Source organism: Cyanobium sp. WAJ14-Wanaka, assembly GCF_024345375.1.
GTDB lineage: Bacteria > Cyanobacteriota > Cyanobacteriia > PCC-6307 > Cyanobiaceae > Cyanobium_A.
This window is the reverse complement of record NZ_JAGQAZ010000001.1, coordinates 1,031,012-1,049,123: the sequence shown is the minus strand read 5'-3', so window position 1 is coordinate 1,049,123 and position 18,112 is coordinate 1,031,012. Positions and strand designations below refer to the sequence as shown.

The 18,112-nt window shown below is 61.3% G+C and carries 18 protein-coding genes; 6 read left to right on the top strand and 12 right to left on the bottom strand.

The genetic code is table 11. From position 1 onward, the window contains the following. Nucleotides 1–72: 72 nt before the first annotated feature. On the top strand, nucleotides 73–1,335 hold the full coding sequence (locus tag KBY49_RS05890) for an ATP-binding protein (protein ID WP_254933792.1): 1,263 nt from the start codon (nucleotides 73–75) through the stop codon (nucleotides 1,333–1,335). A gap of 177 nt (nucleotides 1,336–1,512) precedes the next feature. On the opposite strand, the gene trmD is transcribed toward KBY49_RS05890, so the two are convergent. From trmD to era, 4 genes are all read right to left on the bottom strand, one after another. Then, the gene (trmD, locus tag KBY49_RS05885; protein ID WP_254933791.1) at nucleotides 1,513–2,223 is read right to left on the bottom strand and encodes a tRNA (guanosine(37)-N1)-methyltransferase TrmD; all 711 of its coding nucleotides are present in this window, start codon (nucleotides 2,221–2,223) and stop codon (nucleotides 1,513–1,515) included. A gap of 22 nt (nucleotides 2,224–2,245) precedes the next feature. Further along, nucleotides 2,246–2,737 (bottom strand): phycobiliprotein lyase, encoded by a 492-nt coding sequence (locus KBY49_RS05880; protein ID WP_254933790.1) that lies wholly within the window; start codon nucleotides 2,735–2,737, stop codon nucleotides 2,246–2,248. Nucleotides 2,738–2,919: 182 nt separating this feature from the next. Beyond that, nucleotides 2,920–3,099 (bottom strand): type II toxin-antitoxin system Phd/YefM family antitoxin, encoded by a 180-nt coding sequence (locus KBY49_RS05875; protein ID WP_254933789.1) that lies wholly within the window; start codon nucleotides 3,097–3,099, stop codon nucleotides 2,920–2,922. A gap of 34 nt (nucleotides 3,100–3,133) precedes the next feature. Beyond that, on the bottom strand, nucleotides 3,134–4,099 hold the full coding sequence (gene era, locus KBY49_RS05870) for a GTPase Era (protein WP_396099455.1): 966 nt from the start codon (nucleotides 4,097–4,099) through the stop codon (nucleotides 3,134–3,136). 30 nt (nucleotides 4,100–4,129) lie between these two features. Here era and KBY49_RS05865 point away from each other — a divergent pair, with 30 nt between their 5' ends. After that, nucleotides 4,130–4,663, top strand: coding sequence for a hypothetical protein (locus KBY49_RS05865; protein WP_254933788.1), 534 nt, complete (start codon nucleotides 4,130–4,132; stop codon nucleotides 4,661–4,663). A 7-nt stretch (nucleotides 4,664–4,670) separates the two neighbouring features. On the opposite strand, the gene KBY49_RS05860 is transcribed toward KBY49_RS05865, so the two are convergent. From KBY49_RS05860 to KBY49_RS05840, 5 genes are read right to left on the bottom strand one after another with little or no spacing between them, the layout of a single operon-like run. Then, entirely contained in the window at nucleotides 4,671–5,408 is a 738-nt protein-coding gene (locus KBY49_RS05860; RefSeq protein WP_254933787.1) for a Bax inhibitor-1 family protein, read from the bottom strand. Between the two features lie 43 nt (nucleotides 5,409–5,451). Continuing rightward, on the bottom strand, nucleotides 5,452–6,465 hold the full coding sequence (locus tag KBY49_RS05855; protein ID WP_254933786.1) for a PhoH family protein: 1,014 nt from the start codon (nucleotides 6,463–6,465) through the stop codon (nucleotides 5,452–5,454). 11 nt (nucleotides 6,466–6,476) lie between these two features. Beyond that, nucleotides 6,477–6,947, bottom strand: a complete 471-nt coding sequence (gene rpsP / locus KBY49_RS05850) for a 30S ribosomal protein S16 (RefSeq protein WP_254933785.1) — start codon at nucleotides 6,945–6,947, stop codon at nucleotides 6,477–6,479. Nucleotides 6,948–6,997: 50 nt separating this feature from the next. Continuing rightward, nucleotides 6,998–8,461, bottom strand: coding sequence for a signal recognition particle protein (gene ffh / locus KBY49_RS05845; RefSeq protein WP_254933784.1), 1,464 nt, complete (start codon nucleotides 8,459–8,461; stop codon nucleotides 6,998–7,000). Nucleotides 8,462–8,516: 55 nt separating this feature from the next. Further along, a complete protein-coding gene (locus KBY49_RS05840) occupies nucleotides 8,517–10,496 on the bottom strand; it encodes an ARC6/PARC6 family protein (protein WP_254933783.1) in 1,980 nt (659 codons plus the stop codon). Nucleotides 10,497–10,643: 147 nt separating this feature from the next. On the opposite strand from KBY49_RS05840, the gene pdhA reads away from it, so the two are divergent. Then, entirely contained in the window at nucleotides 10,644–11,759 is a 1,116-nt protein-coding gene (gene pdhA / locus KBY49_RS05835; RefSeq protein ID WP_254933782.1) for a pyruvate dehydrogenase (acetyl-transferring) E1 component subunit alpha, read from the top strand. 29 nt (nucleotides 11,760–11,788) lie between these two features. Here pdhA and KBY49_RS05830 read toward each other — a convergent pair whose 3' ends face one another. Beyond that, the gene (locus tag KBY49_RS05830; protein WP_254933781.1) at nucleotides 11,789–12,715 is read right to left on the bottom strand and encodes a sigma-70 family RNA polymerase sigma factor; all 927 of its coding nucleotides are present in this window, start codon (nucleotides 12,713–12,715) and stop codon (nucleotides 11,789–11,791) included. Nucleotides 12,716–12,980: 265 nt separating this feature from the next. Here KBY49_RS05830 and mnmA point away from each other — a divergent pair, with 265 nt between their 5' ends. Then, nucleotides 12,981–14,129, top strand: a complete 1,149-nt coding sequence (gene mnmA, locus KBY49_RS05825) for a tRNA 2-thiouridine(34) synthase MnmA (protein ID WP_254934043.1) — start codon at nucleotides 12,981–12,983, stop codon at nucleotides 14,127–14,129. Between the two features lie 30 nt (nucleotides 14,130–14,159). On the opposite strand, the gene KBY49_RS05820 is transcribed toward mnmA, so the two are convergent. Beyond that, nucleotides 14,160–14,399: a 2Fe-2S iron-sulfur cluster-binding protein gene (locus KBY49_RS05820; RefSeq protein ID WP_254933780.1), complete on the bottom strand. Its 240-nt coding sequence runs from the start codon at nucleotides 14,397–14,399 to the stop codon at nucleotides 14,160–14,162. Nucleotides 14,400–14,545: 146 nt separating this feature from the next. Between KBY49_RS05820 and KBY49_RS05815 the strand changes: the two genes are divergently transcribed. After that, nucleotides 14,546–15,430 carry an aromatic acid exporter family protein gene (locus KBY49_RS05815; RefSeq protein ID WP_254933779.1) on the top strand — a complete coding sequence of 295 codons (885 nt, stop codon included), beginning with the start codon at nucleotides 14,546–14,548 and terminating at the stop codon, nucleotides 15,428–15,430. Next, a complete protein-coding gene (locus KBY49_RS05810; RefSeq protein WP_254933778.1) occupies nucleotides 15,421–16,542 on the top strand; it encodes an FUSC family protein in 1,122 nt (373 codons plus the stop codon). Before KBY49_RS05815 ends, KBY49_RS05810 begins: the two co-directional genes overlap by 10 nt. Nucleotides 16,543–16,565: 23 nt before the next feature. Here the strand turns inward: KBY49_RS05810 and KBY49_RS05805 are convergent, their stop codons facing one another. Next, nucleotides 16,566–18,110 carry a cobyric acid synthase gene (locus KBY49_RS05805; protein WP_254933777.1) on the bottom strand — a complete coding sequence of 515 codons (1,545 nt, stop codon included), beginning with the start codon at nucleotides 18,108–18,110 and terminating at the stop codon, nucleotides 16,566–16,568. Between the last annotated feature and the right edge of the window lie 2 nt (nucleotides 18,111–18,112).

Here is an 18,112-nt window from a genome sequence, read left to right as displayed (position 1 = left end):
CAGATTCCAATCTGGCCGCTGGCAGATTCCAATCTGGACGCTAACTTGGACCAATCTGGACGGGGGGAGAGCATGGCGAATAGGCCGCTGTTGACGCGCCGTCTCACCCCCTTGCTGCGGGAGGCCCTTGCCGATACGCCGGTGCTGCTGCTCAACGGACCGCGGCAGGCGGGCAAGACCACCTTGGCCAGCTCCCTTGCTGCATCAATGGCTTCGGATGGCTTTCGGTATCTCAGTCTCGACGATGCCGCCACACTGCTCTCGGCCAGGGAGGATCCCACTGGTTTTGTGGAGAGCCTGAATAGGGCCGTGATCGATGAGGTCCAGCGAGCCCCAGAGCTGCTGTTGGCGATAAAGAGAACTGTGGATACCGACCGCAGACCGGGTCGTTTCCTGCTGACGGGGTCAGCTGATCTGCGCACCCTGCCCGCCGTGGCCGACTCCCTAGCCGGGCGCATGGAGGTGCAGACCCTGCTGCCGCTGGCTGGTTGTGAACTTGAGGGCAGCGAAGGGCTATGGCTGGAGATGGTCTTCAACGGAGAGGTCCCCCGGCTAGCTGGCGGTCGAATGGTTGCCGACCAGGGCGATGGGCTGGTGGAGCGGGTGCTGCGCGGCGGCTATCCAGAAGCCGTGGCCCGAGAGTCAAGTAGGCGGCGTGAGTCTTGGCTGCGTCAGTACACCGGTGCTCTGCTCAGCCGCGATGTTCGCGACATTGCCCATATAGACAAGCTTGAGCAGCTGCCTCGACTGTTGCGCGCCCTGGCATCAATGGCAGGTCAGCTCACCAATGTGAATCAGCTGGCTGGGCAGGTGGGATTGGACCACAAGACGGCATCGAAATATTTGGGGGTGTTTGAGCAATTGTTTTTGTTGCGGCGTATCCAGCCCTGGTGGAGCAACCGCCTCTCGAGAATCGTGAAAACCCCGAAGCTGCATTTCCTGGATTCCGGCCTGCTGGCCAACCTGCTCGGCTGCAACACGGCCAGCCTGCAGAGTGACCGTTCCCGCTTTGGTCCATTGCTCGAGAGCTTTGTGGTCAGTGAGTTGATCAAGCTGGCCAGCTGGAGCAATGGTGATCTGCAGATGCTGAGCTATCGCGACAGGGACCAGAGGGAGGTGGATGCGGTAATTGAAAACAGTGCTGGCCAGATCGTGGGGGTTGAGGTGAAGGCCAAGGCCTCGGTGCAGGGCCGGGATTTCGATGGCTTGCGGCGATTGGCTGATCTGGCTGGGGATTCGTTTATCGGGGGCTTTGTGCTGTATGACGGCAGTGAGACCTTGCCGATGGGTAAGGGGTTATGGGCGGTCCCGCTCGCCACTTTGTGGCGCATTTAGGGGTTGCTGTTTTCAATTACGGGCCGCTCTAAGCCACTTTTCTAAACCTGATCAGAGCTTTTTGGCTGACATGCGCCTCGCCTCTACGAGCCTCTGGTTCAGGCTCCAATAAGCAGGGGAATTTCCATCAACCATTTTTTCCCCACCCCCCGCGGCCTGAGACCAGGCGCTATTACCTCAGCTGAGCGGGATGCGATTCGGCTGCTGCTCTTCCCAGCGGCTGAATAGGTCTGGGCGGCGCTGTGCCGTGCGCTCCTGCTGTTGTTGGTTGCGCCAGCGGGCAATGGCGCCATGGTCGCCGGAGCGCAAAACCGCTGGCACCTCCATGCCCCGGAAATCTGCCGGACGGGTGTAGTGGGGGTGCTCGAGCAGCAGGGTGCTGTGGCTTTCCTCCTCTAGGGAGGCGGCCGTACCCACGGTGCCGGGTAGCAGTCGCACGACCCCATTGATGATCACGGCGGCGGGTAACTCCCCACCGGTGAGCACGAAATCACCGATCGAAATTTCCTCATCGGCAAGGCTGCGGATGCGTTCGTCGAAGCCCTCGTAGTGGCCGCAAAGGAAGACCAGCTGCCCATAGCCCGTTGCCCAGCGGCGTAAATCGGCCTGCTCCAGCGGTTTGCCCTGGGGGCTCATCAACAGCACCCGTCGCTGCAGCTGCAGGGGGATGGATTCAAAGGCCGCAAAGACCGGCTCCGGTTTGAGCACCATCCCCGCCCCACCGCCATAGGGCTCGTCGTCGACCTTGCGGTACCGGTCCGTGGCGAAGTCGCGGGGGTTGTGGGTATGGAGTTCGGCGATGCCGGCACTAAAGGCGCGGCCGATAACCCCCAGCGCCAGCAGCGGCATGAAGGCCTCCGGGGCCAGGCTGACCACATCCAGTCGCATCACAGCGCAAAACCCATGGGCTCTAGGTCTTGCTGACCCGGCGAATTTCCGAGCTGAAGTAGGCCTGGCTTGGCAGGCCGCCGGTAGGTGTGTGCACCCAGGAGCGCAGCCGCAAATTGGGCTTGGTGAACCAAATCCGTTCGCGCCGCTCGCCGCCTGCCAGCACCAGCTCGAGGCCTCCATCGGTACCCAGCTCCCAGCTGCCCTCTTCGCTGCTTTGCCCGCCGGCCTGTGGGTTTATGCAGCGGTAGTTCCCCTGGCTTTCAAAAATCAGTTTCTGGGCCAGCCCGCCCTTGGCACCCATGCTCAGGCCGCCGGGTTCACCGGGGCTCTCGGGTTCGAGGTAGGCAACAACCAATTCGCCCCGTTCACTGCTGTGCCAACTGTTGTCGTCTTCGCTGGCATCTGGGGCGCCCAGCACAAAATCGCTGTTTAGGGCCATCCATTCGCCAGCGCAGAGGCGCAAAAAGGCCCCGATCTCCTCGGGCGGAAAGGGGGTGCCGTTATCGCTCATCGACCGATTCTCTCAGTTGCCTGGCGCTGGGTTACCCACCCACGTCACCGCTGGGCCATAGCCGCTGAGGTCTCTAGGCAACTTTGCAGGTGGGCGTTCCGGGTCTATTGCCAGCCAGAGCAGCAGTTGGGTGTCGAGCAGTTGCGGGTTCAAATTTGGTTTGCTTGGGCTGGTTGTCTCCATCATCCGAACATCGCCTCGATGTCCTTCTGGAAGTCGGCTTTGAGCTCGCAGTCGAGAACAGCAGCCCCCTGCAGAAAGCCGAGCTCGCGCTTGCGAGGGGTCTCATCCACCGGCACTAGGCGCACCAGGGCCTGCTCTACATAACGGGAGAGATGGGTTTTGGCGTCGTGAAGGTTCACTTGTATGCAATGAGCTTGGTTGGCTTTTGCCGCGTTAGTCGCCTCGATAGCCCAGCTCGGCCAGGCGGGCCGCACTGCGCCGCCAGCCCGGCACCACTTTTATAAACAGCTCTAGATACACGGGCCCGGAGAAAACCTTCTCCATCTGCAGCCGGGCCCCCTGGCCAATGGTGCGCAACATTGACCCACCCTTGCCAATCAGGATGCCCTTCTGGCTTGCTCGCTCCACCAGCACCGTGGCCAAGATCGCCGTCCTGGGTCCGTCATCCACCACCCGATCGATGCTGACGGCCACCGAGTGGGGCACCTCTTCCCTGGTGTGGCTGAGCACCTGTTCGCGAATCAATTCAGCCATCAGCAACTCCTCCGGCTGGTCGCTGACCGCATCGGCTGGATAGAGGTGCGGACCGAGGGGCAGATCGGCGGCCAGGGCCTCCACCAGCTCCGCCGTGCCATCACCCTGAAGGGCGCTGACCGGGTGCAGCGGCCAATCCGCCAGGTCGCGGTAGCTCTGGGCCAGGGCTCCTGCCTGGTCCGGATCCACTAAGTCGTTTTTATTGAGGGCCACATGCACAGGCACCTGGCGCTGGCGCAGCAGTTCCACGATGAAGCCATCGCCCCGGCCGGCGGGTTCGCTGCCATCCACCAGCAGCAGCACCACATCCACCTCGCCAATGGCACCCCGGGCGCTTTGCACCAGCCGCTCCCCCAGCAGGTGATGGGGTTTGTGGATGCCTGGCGTGTCGAGCAGCACCAGCTGGGCCGTGGGGGTTGTCAGGATTGCCCGCAGCCGGTTGCGGGTGGTTTGGGCCACAGGGGAGGTGATCGCCACCTTCTCTCCAACCAGTTGGTTGAGCAGGGTGCTTTTGCCCACATTGGGCCGGCCAATTAGGGCCACAAAACCGGAGCGAAAATCCTCAGGCGGCTCCGGCATGCGGATCGCAGCAGCTGGATCCGGGATCGGTAGCCCTTGAAAAGCAGGGGGGTGGCTTGGCTCCATAACCTCAACACTGTCAGCCCGCCGCCCCAAATGACGGATTCAGCCCCAGATAAGCCCGTAAAACCCAGTTTTCAGCAGGCGATGGAGATCACGGCCCAGTGGTTGTTGCTGTGGGAGCAGGGCGAACTCAGCGATGAGGTGCTCGCCGATCGGGTCGGGGAGCTGGTGGAGAGCCGTGACGGCGCCCGCGGCTTTTTCGTGGTCAGCCTCGCTGGCGATAGCCCCCTAATGGACAGGCTGCCCGAACCCCTGGTGCTGCAGCTGCGCCTAGCTGGTGAAGGGGTCGTCGATCTCTCGGCCCGCAACCTGGCGATGAGCACGGCGATGGCCATGCACCACGGCCGCGTTGGCGATGCGAGTCAGCAGCAGGGCTCCCAAAGGGTGCAGGGGCGCTGCACCGAGCTACTGCGCCTGCTTGAGCCCCTGGCGGTGAAGCAGCGGCTGGAGCAGCTGTTGGCGGCCACCAACGGCGAAGGAGAGGATGTGGCCTTCCTGGAGCGCTGGGGCTACGACGACGAACAAAAGGCCTCGATCGCAGCTGCGATCGAGGCCGTGGCCGAGTGAAAAGGGCCTAGTCGCGGCGACCGCCACCATTGAGGGCGATGATCAGGCGCAGGATGAAGATGAACAGGTTGATGTAGGTGAGGTACATGCCCAGGGCGCCGGCCAGGTACTGGTCGTCGCTGTAGGTGCGGGGCATGGTGTAGAAGTCGACGAAGGCCGCTCCCACAAACAACACGGTGCCAAAGCCGGCGATCAGCAACTCAAAGGTGCCGCCGTGGAAGATGCCGGGGGCAAAGATGCCTCCAATGATCTGCACCACCATCGCGACCAGCAGGCCAACGATCCCGAGGCCCACCACTGCAGTCAGCGATTGGCCGACGCTGTCGCTCATGCGCCGACCAACCACTGAAGCCACCACAAAGGTGACTCCGGTGGCCAGTGCCGCCACCCCAATGGCCCCAATCCCTGCGGTGCCAATGGCCATGGCCACGATGCCGCTGAGGGTGAAGCCGGTGAGCAGGCTGTAGGCGGTCAGCAACGGCAGGGCCGTGCCGTTATTGCCCTTCATGGCGACGTTTTGCGCCACGAAGAAGAGGATGAAGTTGCCGATCAGGGCCACCCAAAAGAGCGGCATGAAAAGGGGAGGGTTGCTAGCCATAAGGGCGAGGCCACCCATCACTCCTGCGGCTGTGAGCACCATGCCGCCGCCCACGAAGGGCAGGGCCTTGTTGACCACATTGGGCCCCACAAGGGCGCTGCTTTGCGCCTCGCGGATGGCCTGTTGAAAATTGCTGCTGGCCGGCATGGCGCACCAGGGGGATGAACTGGAGCCATCCTGGCAGTGATGATTAGTTGTTGGTTGGCCTGGGGGTGCGGATCTCCCCATGGCTGCTTGCGTCCAGGGCGGCATAGGCATCCACCAGCCGCTGCACAAGGGGGTGGCGCACCACATCGGCGCTGGTAAGCCGGCAGATGGCAATCCCTTCAATACCTTCCAGCACCTGGGCCGCCTCCGTCAGTCCGCTGGCCACCCCCCTTGGTAGGTCGACCTGGGTGGGATCACCGGTGACCACCATCCGCGAGTTTTCGCCGAGGCGGGTCAAGACCATCCGCATTTGGGCACAGGTGGTGTTTTGGGCCTCATCGAGGATCACAAAGGCGTCTGCCAGGGTGCGGCCACGCATGTAGGCCAGCGGCGCCACTTCGATTACGCCCTTCTCCAGTAGGGATGTGGTGCGCTCTGGGCCGAGTAGGGCGTGGAGGGCGTCGTAGAGGGGGCGCAGGTAGGGGTCAACCTTCTGCTGCAGGTCGCCGGGAAGGAAGCCAAGGCGCTCGCCTGCCTCCACCGCCGGCCTGGTCAGCACCAGCCGCTCCACCTTGCGTTCGCTCAGCATCCGCACCGCATGGACGGTGGCCAAGAAGGTTTTGCCCGTGCCAGCGGGCCCCAGGGCCAGGGTGAGGTCGTGGCGCTCCATCGCCTCCACATAGGCCTTTTGTTTGAGGGTGCGGGGCCGCAGCAACTTGCCGCTCTGGCTCCTGGCCAGCACCTGCTTGCCCAGTTGTTGGTGCTCCTCACCACGCCCGGCATCTAGGGCCTGCAGGGCGATTTGCACATCCACCTGGCCGACCGCCTGGCCTTCCTGCCAGAGGGGTCTAAGTAGTTCCACCAAGGCCGCCGCCCGCTCCAGCTGGTTGGGTTGGGCCCGGATTACCAAATCCAAACCCCGCAAAACCAGCGATGCCCCGGTGAGGGCTTCGAGGCGATGCAGGGTGGAGGCCCGCTCATCACCGGCGATGGCCAGGGCCGCCGCCGGATTGGGCAGGGTGATTGAAAAAGTGATCAGGCCCTCGGCTTCAGCCATGGGGCGGCTGATCAAGCTTCGGCTGCTTCTTCGGCAGGGGCTTCTTCAGTAGCAGCAGTTGCGGCGGCAGCTTCAGCTTGGGCAGCAGCTTCAGCCTTGGCCGCAGCCTCAGCTTCTGCTTGGGCGGCAGCTTCAGCTTTGGCCGCAGCGGCTGCATCGGCAGCTTCCTTCTTGGCCTGCTTATCAGCAGCTTCACGGGCCAGGGCCTGCTTTTGCTTGCCAACGGTTTCAGCGGCACGCACGGTCTTCTCGACCAGGCCACCTTTCTCCAGCAGGGAGAGGACGGAATCGGTGGGTTGGGCGCCCTGGCTCAGACGGGCCCGAATGGCTTCGGTGTCGAGACGGGTTTCCTTGGTGCGGGGGTTGTAGTAGCCCAGCTCTTCTAGGGGCCGGCCATCCCGACGGGAGGTGCTGTTGGTCGCGACGAGGCGGAAACTCGCTTCCCGCTTCTTACCGAACCGCTTCAGGCGGAGCTTGATCATCGAGGCCTAACCACTAGGTGTCCAGTGGACCAATGTACCTCTTGGGGTGCCTAGAGCTGTCCGAAGCCCTTGCGCTTTTTGGGTGGCTTGTGGGATTTGCGCGAGCCAGCAGCGGCACCGCCACCGGGCCCTCCACCCATGGCAGGCATTCCGGGCATTCCGGGCATTCCGGGCATTCCCCCCATGCCCGGCATCCCGGGCATGCCGCCGCCCCGGGTCATCTGCTGCATGAAGCCACGCATTTTTTGGAAGTCGGCCAGCACCTTGTCCACATCTGCGCTGGTGTGGCCGCTGCCTGAGGCGATGCGCCGCCTTCTGGACGGTTGCGAGGCGAGCAGCTCGGGCTGATTGCGCTCGGCTTCGGTCATCGAGCCGATCATCGCTTCAATTTTTTTGAGCTGCTGCTCCCCCTGCTTGAGCATGCCGTCGTCGAGCTTGTTCATGCCCGGAATCATTTTCATCAGGCCGCCTAGGGAGCCCATGCGCTTGATCAGGCGCATCTGCTGGAGGAAATCGGAGAAGTCGAAGCTGGCTTCCTGCAGCTTTTGCTGCATCCGTTCCACATCGGCCAGTTCCACCTCCTTTTGGGCCTTCTCCACCAGGGTGAGCACGTCGCCCATGCCCAGGATCCGGCTCGCCATCCGCTCAGGGTGGAAGGGCTGCAGCGCCTCCACCTTTTCGCCCGTGCCGATGAATTTGATCGGAGCGCCACTCACCTTGCGGATCGAAAGGGCCGCGCCACCCCTGGAGTCGCCGTCGAGCTTGGTCAGCACCGCCCCGGTGATGCCCACCTGTTCATGGAAGGCCCGGGTTAGGTCGGCGGCCTCCTGGCCGATCATCGAATCCACCACCAGCAGCACTTCGTCGGGAGCTGCTGCTTCGCGGATGCGAACCATCTCCTCCATCATCGCCTGATCGATCTGGAGTCGGCCGGCGGTGTCGACCAACACGGTGTCGAAACCCTCCGCCTTGGCCTTAGCAATACCGGCGGCAGCAATGGCCTCGGGCTTGGCATCGGCCCCCAGACTGAATACCTCCACGCCGATCTGGCTGCCCAGGGTGGTGAGCTGGTCGATGGCGGCGGGGCGGTAGACATCCGCAGCCACCATTAGGGTTTTGCGCCCCTGGTCCTTGAGATAGAGGCCGAGCTTGGCGGTGGCGGTGGTTTTACCTGCCCCCTGGAGGCCCGCCATCAGCACCACGCTGGGCCCCTGCCCCTCGGGCTTGGCTGGGGCCAACGGCGCGTTTTCGCCGCCCATGATCTCGACCAGCTGGCCGTGCACCAGCTGGATGAATTTCTGGTCGGGGCTAATGCCACGAACCACCTCCTCACCCACGGCCTTGCGCCTTACTTCGGCCACGAAGTCCTGCACCACCGGCAGGCTCACATCGGCCTCCAACAGGGCCCGGCGCACCTGTTTGAGGGCGCCCTCCACATTGGTTTCGGTGATGCTGGCCTGGCCCCTCAGGCTTTTGACGGCATCTTCAAACCGCTGGGATAGCTCGTCGAACATCAGGCTGGGTACTCAGCAGTAAGAGGATCGTAAAAACTGGCCAATGGCTTGGCAGCTATTGGTTAGGGACTTTTTCGTAATAGACCAGTCGCCAACTGCCTCCGTCCAGGCCAAAAACGTAGCGATTGCGCAGGGTCATGGTGCTGGTGGGGCCCTGGGGCTTGCCGGCCGCATCGAGCACGGTTTCGCGGTATTCGAGGCTCACGTCGGCGGCAATGCGGTTGGCCCTGCGTTGATCGATCTCAAAATTGGTGATGCGGGTGCTGATCTGCTGGGTGGTGCCGCTGGCCTGGTCCGTGGCCCGTTGGGCCTGGAGGTGTTCGATCGGCGCTGGCCTGGCCATGGCCTCGAGGCTCTCTTTGCTGTTTTTGCCAGCCAAAACCTCGGCCTTTGCCGCTAGCCAGGCCTCCAGCAGGGCGCGCACCTGGTCATCGTTGGGCTCAGCGGCTACGAGGGGCACTGCCGCCGGCACCAGCTCCGGGGGCTTGGGGGGGGCTGGTTTTGGGGCGGCGGGCTTGATAGCCAGTGCCGGTTTGTTGGTGGCGCTGGTTTGCGGTTGGTTTGCGAGCTTCGAAACCACCGCAGCTGCCCCCACTGCCACGACTAGGGCTGCTGCAGCGGCGCCCCATTGGTTTTTGCTGGGCCTGCTGGGGATCAGGTTTTGGGGCAGGCCCCAGTTTTGGGGCCACTGCAAGTTTTCGGGCCAGCGCCAGTTATCCGGCCACTGCCAATTGGGTAGCAGCGAATCCAGCCAGGGTTCGTCCTCTAGATCGTCTTGATCGTCTTGGTCGTCTTGGTCGTACTGATTTGCTTGGGCGGGGCCTACGGCAAATGGGTTGGGGCCCCCTAGGGCCAGGGACGGGGCCGTTTGTTCAAACGGTGCTGGGATTTTGGGGTCATGGCGTTCCACGTAGGCCTGCACATCGCGATCGGCGAAGTAGGCCTCCAGGTCGGCATCGGCCTCCAGGTCGCGATAGCCGGGCAGCACATCGCGCTTGAGCCAGTCGCTGCAGTGGGCGCAAAGTTGGGCAAGGGGGTCGCTGCTCTGGCTGGCTACCCACTGCTTTTGGGCCGGGCTGGCACCCTTTTCAAACAGGGCCCTTGCCTGCTCCACTTCGCCCAGAAGCAAATGCAGGCAGGCCAGCAGGGTTTCGGGCTGCGCTTCTTTGCAGGCCTGAAGCCGTTGTTTGGCGGCGGCAATGCGATCGGGTTTGCGTTGGACAAAGCCCGAGGCGGTGAGGGCTTTTGTGGCCAGGGAATCGGCCTTGGCCGAGCGGGGCATTTCGCCTTCATCTGCCCAGCGACTAAACAAATCCACCTGTTCTTGAACGGTCAGGAAGGCGCGGATTTGCTTGAAGAAGGCTTCAAATTGCTCGCTGTCCAGGAGCGGATCAGCGATTCCATCGAGGCCGCCGCGGCGTTTGACCAAGTCCTCGAGTAAGGCCATGCCCTCGGCCCGTTCGCCGCTGGCGGTGAGGTTGCGGCTCAGTAGATCGAGTACCCGGTAGGGGGTGAGGCCCTCCAGCTCATCGCTGAGTTGCTGGCGTAGGGCGGGCCATTGGCCCATGCGCTGGAGCACCTGCAGACCCTGCTTGAGGATTTGGGCGGCGCCCTCATAGCGGCGTTGGGCGTGTAAATCGGCTGCTCCGGCCAGGCCCGCCAGACCAGCCAGAAGGGCCAGGTCTGCCTCGCGCCCACTGCCTAGGGCTGGTGCCTGGGGTGGTTGCAGGCTGCGACTGGCTAGTTCAAAGCACTCCAGGGGCTGGCCTGCCTCGAGCAGCAGCAGCAGACCACCCACCTCCAGGCTTGAGGACACATCCAGGGCTGCAATGGCCGCGCCGGCCGCCGTCGAGATGGCCGTAAGGTCGGTTTCGTAGGCCAGGCGCCGGTCGCTATCACTGAGGAGATCTGCCGTTGCCCGCAGCAATTCTTCTCTGGCCTGCAGGGTTTCCGGGGTGAAGCCCTGGCTTGGCGGGCGATCGAGCCGTTGCTGCAGGGTGTGCAGAACCGATTGGGCATCGGTGGTTGGCCCCACACCAAGCAACCGGAAGTGATCAATCGGTAGTTCCAACCTGCATCGCCCTTAGGTGGGTGACTTTAGGCAGGGTCAACGGTTTTGGCCGCAATTGGCCGACCCATTGGTGCTGGACCCCGTACAGTTAATTGAGGCATTGCACCCGAAATGACACAGGCAGACATGGGTCAGGAAACAGCGGCGGCCTCCGGTGTGCCCTCCTGCTCCGCCGATTCCACTCACGTGGCCGGTCCCCATGCCCAGCGCCTAGAAAATCTCTATCCGGCGACGCCCGCCGTAATCAACCGCGAGGAGGGCCTGATGCTCTACCGCGACATGACCCTGGGTCGGCGCTTTGAAGACAAGTGCGCCGAGATGTATTACCGGGGCAAAATGTTTGGCTTCGTGCACCTCTACAACGGCCAGGAGGCCGTCAGCACGGGCGTTATCAAGGCGATGAAGATGCAGCACGACTGGTTCTGCAGCACCTACCGCGACCACGTGCATGCCCTTAGTTGCGGGGTGCCTGCCCGGGAGGTTATGAGCGAACTGTTTGGTAAGGAGACCGGCTGCAGCAAGGGTCGTGGCGGCTCGATGCACCTCTTCTCCAAGGAGCACCACCTGCTGGGCGGCTACGCCTTCATTGGCGAGGGAATTCCCGTGGCCCTGGGGGCCGCCTTCACCAGCCGCTACAAGCGCGATGCCCTTGGCGATGCCTCCAGCGACTCAGTTACGGCTGCCTTTTTCGGCGATGGCACCTGCAATATCGGCCAGTTCTATGAATGCCTAAACATGGCGGCGGTGTGGAAGCTGCCGATTTTGTTTGTGGTGGAAAACAACAAGTGGGCCATTGGCATGGACCACAACCGCGCCACCAGCGACCCGGAAATCTGGCGTAAAGCAGCTGCCTTCGGCATGGCCGGAGAAGAGGTCGATGGCATGGATGTATTGGCGGTGCGGGCTGCCGCCCAGCGAGCGGTTGAGCGGGCCCGGGCCGGGGAAGGCCCAACCGTTTTGGAATGTCTCACCTATCGCTTCCGCGGCCACTCCTTGGCCGACCCCGATGAACTGAGGGCAGAGGAGGAGAAGGAATTCTGGGCCAAGCGTGATCCGATCAAGGGCCTAGCCGCCCAGCTAATTGAACTAAAGCTGGCCAATGCCGATGAGCTCAAGGCCATCGAGAAGGAAATCGATGGGGTGATAGCCGACTGCGTTGAATTCGCCCTGGCCGCCCCCGAGCCCAAGCCGGAAGAGCTCACCCGTTACATCTGGGCAGAAGACTGACTGAGCCCTGGCTGATTGCCTACTGAGCCCTAGAGGCTGGTGGGCATCCTTCTGGTCAGGTTGCGCAATTTGCGCAAGGCCTTCAATTCCACCTGGCGCACCCGCTCGCGGGAAACATCCAGCAGCCGGCCGATCTCGGCCAGGGTGTGGCGCTCTGCCCCTTCCAGGCCAAAGCGCAGGTGCAGCACTTGGCGCTCCTGGTCGCTGAGGTGGCTCATCCAGCGGCCCAGTTGCTCCTGGTGCATGCCCCGCTCGACCCGCTCCAGGGGCTCCTCTTCGCTGTTGTCGGCAATCAGATCGCCCAGGAAGCTGCGGCCTTCATCGCCATTGATTGGTGCATCAAGGCTTGAGGTGGTCAGGGATTGGCGCAGCACGCTGTCGAGTTCTTCGATCGAAATCCCCATTTCCTCGGAGATTTCACTGCGGCTCGGCATGGCCCCCAACTTGTGGGCCAGATCCAGGCTCACCTTGCGAATCGCCGTCAGGCGTTCGCTCAGGTGCACCGGCAGGCGGATCGTGCGGGATTGGCAGGCAATCGCCCGGGTCATGCTTTGGCGAATCCACCAGAAGGCATAGGTGGAGAATTTATAACCCCTAGTGGGGTCAAACTTTTCGACGGCCCGCTCTAAACCAAGGGAGCCCTCTTGGATTAGGTCAAGTAATTCAAGGCCTTTGCTTTGATATTTCTTTGCGACGCTAACCACCAGCCTGAGATTGGCTTTCATCATCCGCGCCTTGGAGCGCTTACCAATTTTTATTGTTCTTTTTTCCTTTTCTGTTAGCTCCCGATCTCCATCTTCCAGGATCGCCATCATGGCTTGCACCTGGTTGCCGAGTTCGATTTCTTCGGCTGGAGTTAGTAAGGGTTCGCGGCCAATTGTGGCCAGATACCAAGTGATCGGATCGCTACTTCGACGCCTACTGCTCTCGCTAGCCCGTGGGGAGGTGGAAGTCATGGGCTGGGTTTGGGTGCGGCAAATATGGGCTTCTTTTTTTGAATAGCCGAATGTTTTCATCAACGCTTTAGCTTTCAAACGCAAAACAACACATTCGCGGGCTTTTTGTTAGCCAACTCTGACGCAACCGCCTGGGGCGTGCGGCACGGCTTGGGGTTGGCATTCCCTCCATGATGGGAGCAAATCGGCGCCCGTCGCCCCGCCTGTCTTTTCCTTGAGCGCTACCCCTACCCCCCTAGTGGCCGCTTCGCCTAAGGCGGCAAAGATCGTTGCGGCCACCCCTGCGGGGGCAGAGGCCCTGGAGCGGTTGCGTTCTTGGCCTGGGGAGCATCGGGTGGCGGTGGGCCTTTCCGGCGGGGTAGATAGTTCGCTCACCGCAGCTCTGTTGGTGGAGGCGGGCTGGGACGTGGAAGGCCTCACCCTTTGGTTGATGAGTGGCAAGGGGGCCTGCTGCGCTGAGGGCCTGGTTGATGCGGCTGGCATCTGTGAGCAGTTGGAAGTGCCCCACCACGTGGTGGATCTGCGCGCCCACTTCCAGGAGCAGATCGTCGATTTCCTTGTTGCGGACTACGGCTCTGGCCTTACCCCCCTGCCCTGTTCCCGCTGCAACCGGGAGGTCAAATTTGGACCGATGCTCGCCTGGGCCAAGCAGGAGCGCGACCTGGAGCGAATTGCCACCGGGCACTACGCCAGGGTGCGCCAGGCCAGCCAAAGCGACAACGGCCGCCATCAGCTTTTGCGGGGCCTAGACGGCCTAAAAGACCAGAGCTACTTCCTCTACGACCTGCCCCAGGAGGTTTTGGGCCGGCTGGTGTTTCCCCTGGGGGAGCTCACCAAGGCCGATACGCGCCTGGAGGCTGCCCGCCACGGTTTGCGCACGGCCCAAAAGCCGGAAAGCCAAGACCTCTGCTTGGCTGATCACCACGGCTCAATGAAGGCCTTTTTGGATGCCTACCTGCCCGAGCGACCCGGGGAGATCGTGCTTGTCGATGGCACTGTGGTGGGCAGCCACGATGGCATCGAGCACTTCACCATCGGCCAACGCAAGGGGTTGGGGGTGGCCTGGAGCGAACCCTTGCATGTGGTGCGGCTAGATGCGGCCTTGAATCGGGTGGTGGTGGCGCCCCGCGCCCAGGCTGCCCGCTCCGAATGCATTGTTGGTGCGGTGAATTGGGTTTCGATTGGGGCCCCCTTGGAGCCGATGCAGGTGGAGGCGCAGGTGCGTTATCGCAGTGCCCCTGAGCCGGCCCTGCTCACCCCCTTAGCTGCCACCGATGCTGATGCGGCGGCGGATCGACCCAGTCGCTGTCAATTGCAGTTTCGCGATGAACAATTTTCGATCACCCCTGGCCAGGCGGCAGTTTTCTATGCCGGTGAGGTGTTGCTGGGTGGCGGCCTGATTCAGCGCGATTAAGGCAGCTTGGTTAAGGCAGCGTGATAGCAGTTACCAGAAGGGATCACTGACCAGCTCCACCCTGATCTCACTAATTGCTTCACTAGGAACAGTGGCGATGCAGGCCCGCACGGTTTCACCGTTGACATCGATTTCGCAGGCGCCGCAGCTGCCCCCCAAGCACCCCGTCGGAATGTCGTAACCGGCCCTGCTTGCGGCCTCAAGCCAATCGGTGCCGCCAGCTACCAGGCAGCTGCTGCCATCGGGCCAGTGGATCAAAACCTCACTCATGGCGTGTTCAGAAGGGGCTCCAGATTCACGTGCGGGGTCACCAGGCCTTTGTAATTGGAATCTCCTCTTCCCTAATCAGTGGTTTGGCATCAAACTCTAGGGAAATGTCCAGTTCCCACAGTTCTTGTTCTCCTGTCAGTTGGGTTTTGAATAAGGTCGTTCGCTTGACGCCGGATTTGTTGAGACAGAGTCTACGTCTGGCTGCAGTCATGTTCGGGACAGCAGCAATTGCTCTGTGGAGTGATCGCACGGCCTATCTCTGGTATTCGCTATATGCGGCGTTGATCGTTGTTGATGACAATGATGAGCTCACAATCCCGGCAGCTAAGGGAAGAATTTTTGGCACGATTCTGGGAGCATTAATTACCTTTCTTGTGCATACAATTGTATCCGGTTGGGTGGCGGTTTTGATCGCTTGTCTTTTTTGTCTTCCTTTGCTCCGCCTGATGGGTTGGCAAGGCGGTCTGTCCACTGCGATGACAATAATAGTGATGTTTTTGATGATTCCCGGCCAGGCGGATTTCAGCTGGAATTTTGTATTCAATCGCAGCCTAGATGTAATCATCGGAATAGTGGTGGCTGTGACTGTCTCTTTCCTCTTTTGGCCGCGCAATCGTCTGGTTGAGTTGGAGCGGCTTGATCTAGCACTAGATCATCAAATCAGATTGATTGGCGGATTCCATCTGATGTCTCCGATTCAACAGGCAACTTCAGCACACCTGATTAATGCAGAAGGCAGTCTTTTAAAATCGGCAGAGATTGATCTAACCGAGGGGCTGCTGCGTTTAGCCCGACTTGTTGAATTGGCGATGCGAAGCCAACAGGCCGCAATAGTACGCCGCAAGCGCTGGTGGCAACGTTTGCTGCTCTGGGAGACTTTGCTTCACCATTTCCTAGAACTTGAACGCCATCAAGCGCTGTTTATATCGGGGAAGCGCTCGCCGTTGCTTACTGCGGCCATCGATGATGAGCGGCAGCGGGTCCAGCAGGCCTTGCACAGCATGACCCTTTGCCGCAACGCATGTCGCTGATTCAGCGCGAAGACCTGCGTTTGGCTATCTCCATCGGCTTAGCGGCCGGGCTGGGCAGCCTCAGTTCCGTGCCAGATGGCTATTACATGCCGCTAACGATTGCTGCGGTGATGGCTGGAAGCTACGGAAGTTCCTACGTCTTGGGGCTGCAGCGAGTGGTCTGCACGGGGCTTGGAGCCATTGTGTTGTTGATTTGTCAGCCAGCCCTAGCCTTGCTGCCATTTCCGTTTGGCCTGGGCCTGACACTTGGCCTAATCAGGTTGATTGGCGGTTTACTGGGGCTGCAGGCTGGCTATAAAATTGCAGGCTTGGTGGTGATTATGGGTTGGACGATGCAGTCCACCGCTGCTATCGATAGTTCGCTACGGCTAAAGATCATCTGGACTGCCCTAGGAGTTCTGCTGGCGCTGCTCAGCCTGCATCTGTTCTGGCCAAATACGGCGATTAGAGATCACCATCGCAATGTTCAATCCTTGTTGGCAATGCAGCGTGAGGCGTTGCTTCAGGCGAGGGTTTTGATGACGGGTTCTACGGAGATTTGGCTGCAGCCAAGCGAACGTAAACAGATGCATCGGCAGTTAATGCATGCTCTGGTTGAGTTGAAAAAAAGTCGCCCTGCCGCGATTGTTGAATTAGGTGTTAATCCCTATGGCCAGCCCCTAGCCCACCTTTGGCACGAGTTGGAACGTTGTTGTGCGGCACTTGCTGGCTGTATTACTGCCTTGAGAGCTTTGAGAGAATCCCAGGAGTTTTCTGCTGAAATCGAGATTCTGCACTGTCAAGAAGCGGCACTTCTGGCAGGATGTATCGATCAACTTGGTGACTGGATAGCGCGCCTTCAGGCTAATCCACTTCAACTTTATTCAATTCAGTTACAGCAGAAACCTAAATTTATAAGAATCGATCTCGAGCGCCTAATGGATAAGTTACGAACTCAAGAAGAGGCTATTATTGCGCAGCACAAAGAGGTTTCTTTTTCGTCTTCTGTGCATTTTAGCCGATTGGCTCGGCGTTGCTTGCTTTGTTATCAAGTTGGGTCGATTATCAAGAATATGGATCGTCGCTGGCTGGAATTGTCAACCAGGCGTTACGGGGCGACAATTAATCATTAGGGGCCAGTGGATTAATACCTCACTCATTGCCTGTTCAGAAGGGGCTCCAGATTTACGTGCTGCTCAAAGGCATCGGCCAGACGATCAAGCAATGCCTCCCTTTGTTGGCTGTGGTGGGGTTGGCATTCATTTAGGGACGCCAATCCTTTGCGCTGTCGCAGATGGTTGAGCCAGCGCCTTCGCCAGGGGCCGCTCTCAAATACGCCGTGTAGGTAGGTGCCGGCCACGTTGTTTGCCACCCAGCCCAGCTCGGCGTCGGCGCAGAGCGGCTGGCAGGGGGCTAGGGCCTGGGTGCTGCCGCGGTGAAGTTCGAAGCCTTCAATTTGGAGGGTTTCGCAGTTGCTCCCGTTGCTGTTGAAGCTCAGCGCAGCTGGCCAAAGGGCCTGGCTACTGCGCTGTAGCAGGGCTTTGGGGCCGCCGAAAACGGTGCGCAGGGGCAGCAGGCCCAGACCTTCTGTTTGGCCAAATCCCTGGCCAAATCCCTGGTTGTTATCGCCCCCTTCGCCGCCTTCTAGTCCGCCAGGGTCACTGAGCTCCAGGCCAAGGATTTGCATGCCGCCGCAGATACCAAAGACGTGGCCGCCCTTTGACGCAAAGCTCTGCAGTTCGCTGCATAGGGCCGCAGCTTGCAGGGCTTTTAGGTCCCGCAGGGTCTGCTTGCTGCCGGGCACAATCACCGCATCGGGGCTGCCCAGCGCCTCCCCCGGGGCGACCCAGCGCAGTTGCACGCTTGGTTCGGCCTCCAGGGGATCCAGATCGGAAAAATTGCTGAGCGATGGCAGCTTGAGCACCACGATCTCAAGCTCAGCGCCAATCTTGCGGCCGCGGCGCTCCAGCAAGTCGAGGGAGTCTTCTGCCGGAAATAACTCATCCAGCCAGGGCATTACGCCAAGCACCGGAATCCCGGTTTCCTTTTCCAGCCAGCGGCGCCCTTCGTCAAATAATTCGCGGCGGCCCCGGAAGCGATTGATCAACAGGCCCCTAATGAGGGGCCGCTCCACTGGCCGCAGCAGGGCCAGGGAGCCCACCAGCTGGGCAAATACCCCGCCCCGCTCGATGTCGGCCACCAGGATGCAACGGGCCCTTAGGTATTGGGCCAGCCGCAGGTTTGTCAGGTCGCGGGATTGGAGGTTCACCTCCACCGGGCTGCCGGCCCCCTCCAGCACCAGCCGACCGCCGGGATAGGCGGCCTGCAGTTGCTCGAGCCCGGTGCGGATGGCGGCCCAACCGGGGCGAAACCAATCCCGGTAGTAATGCTCAGCCCGGGCATTGCCCACGCTCTTGCCCAGGTGGATTACCTCGCTGGTGCTGTCACCCTGGGGTTTAAGCAGCACCGGATTCATGGGGCACTGGGGCTCCAGGCCCGCCGCCCACGACTGCAGCGCCTGGGAATAGGCCATCTCGCCGCCGGCCTGGTCCACCCAGGCGTTGTTGCTCATGTTTTGCCCCTTGAAGGGCAGGGGCGTTTCGCCGCGACGTCGCAACACCCTGCAGAGGGCGGCCGTCATCAACGACTTGCCGGCACCGCTGGAGGTGCCAAGCACCATGAGGGGAGTGGGTCGTGCCATGG

Bases quoted from the DNA above. Each gene is read 5' to 3' on its own strand.
- KBY49_RS05890 (WP_254933792.1), top strand. From the start codon at position 73: ATGGCGAATAGGCCGCTGTTGACGCGCCGTCTCACCCCCTTGCTGCGG.
- trmD (WP_254933791.1), bottom strand. From the start codon at position 2,223: ATGCGACTGGATGTGGTCAGCCTGGCCCCGGAGGCCTTCATGCCGCTG.
- KBY49_RS05880 (WP_254933790.1), bottom strand. From the start codon at position 2,737: ATGAGCGATAACGGCACCCCCTTTCCGCCCGAGGAGATCGGGGCCTTT.
- era (WP_396099455.1), bottom strand. From the start codon at position 4,099: ATGGAGCCAAGCCACCCCCCTGCTTTTCAAGGGCTACCGATCCCGGAT.
- KBY49_RS05865 (WP_254933788.1), top strand. From the start codon at position 4,130: ATGACGGATTCAGCCCCAGATAAGCCCGTAAAACCCAGTTTTCAGCAG.
- KBY49_RS05860 (WP_254933787.1), bottom strand. From the start codon at position 5,408: ATGCCGGCCAGCAGCAATTTTCAACAGGCCATCCGCGAGGCGCAAAGC.
- KBY49_RS05855 (WP_254933786.1), bottom strand. From the start codon at position 6,465: ATGGCTGAAGCCGAGGGCCTGATCACTTTTTCAATCACCCTGCCCAAT.
- rpsP (WP_254933785.1), bottom strand. From the start codon at position 6,947: ATGATCAAGCTCCGCCTGAAGCGGTTCGGTAAGAAGCGGGAAGCGAGT.
- ffh (WP_254933784.1), bottom strand. From the start codon at position 8,461: ATGTTCGACGAGCTATCCCAGCGGTTTGAAGATGCCGTCAAAAGCCTG.
- pdhA (WP_254933782.1), top strand. From the start codon at position 10,644: ATGACACAGGCAGACATGGGTCAGGAAACAGCGGCGGCCTCCGGTGTG.
- KBY49_RS05830 (WP_254933781.1), bottom strand. From the start codon at position 12,715: ATGACTTCCACCTCCCCACGGGCTAGCGAGAGCAGTAGGCGTCGAAGT.
- KBY49_RS05820 (WP_254933780.1), bottom strand. From the start codon at position 14,399: ATGAGTGAGGTTTTGATCCACTGGCCCGATGGCAGCAGCTGCCTGGTA.
- KBY49_RS05810 (WP_254933778.1), top strand. From the start codon at position 15,421: ATGTCGCTGATTCAGCGCGAAGACCTGCGTTTGGCTATCTCCATCGGC.
- KBY49_RS05805 (WP_254933777.1), bottom strand. From the start codon at position 18,110: ATGGCACGACCCACTCCCCTCATGGTGCTTGGCACCTCCAGCGGTGCC.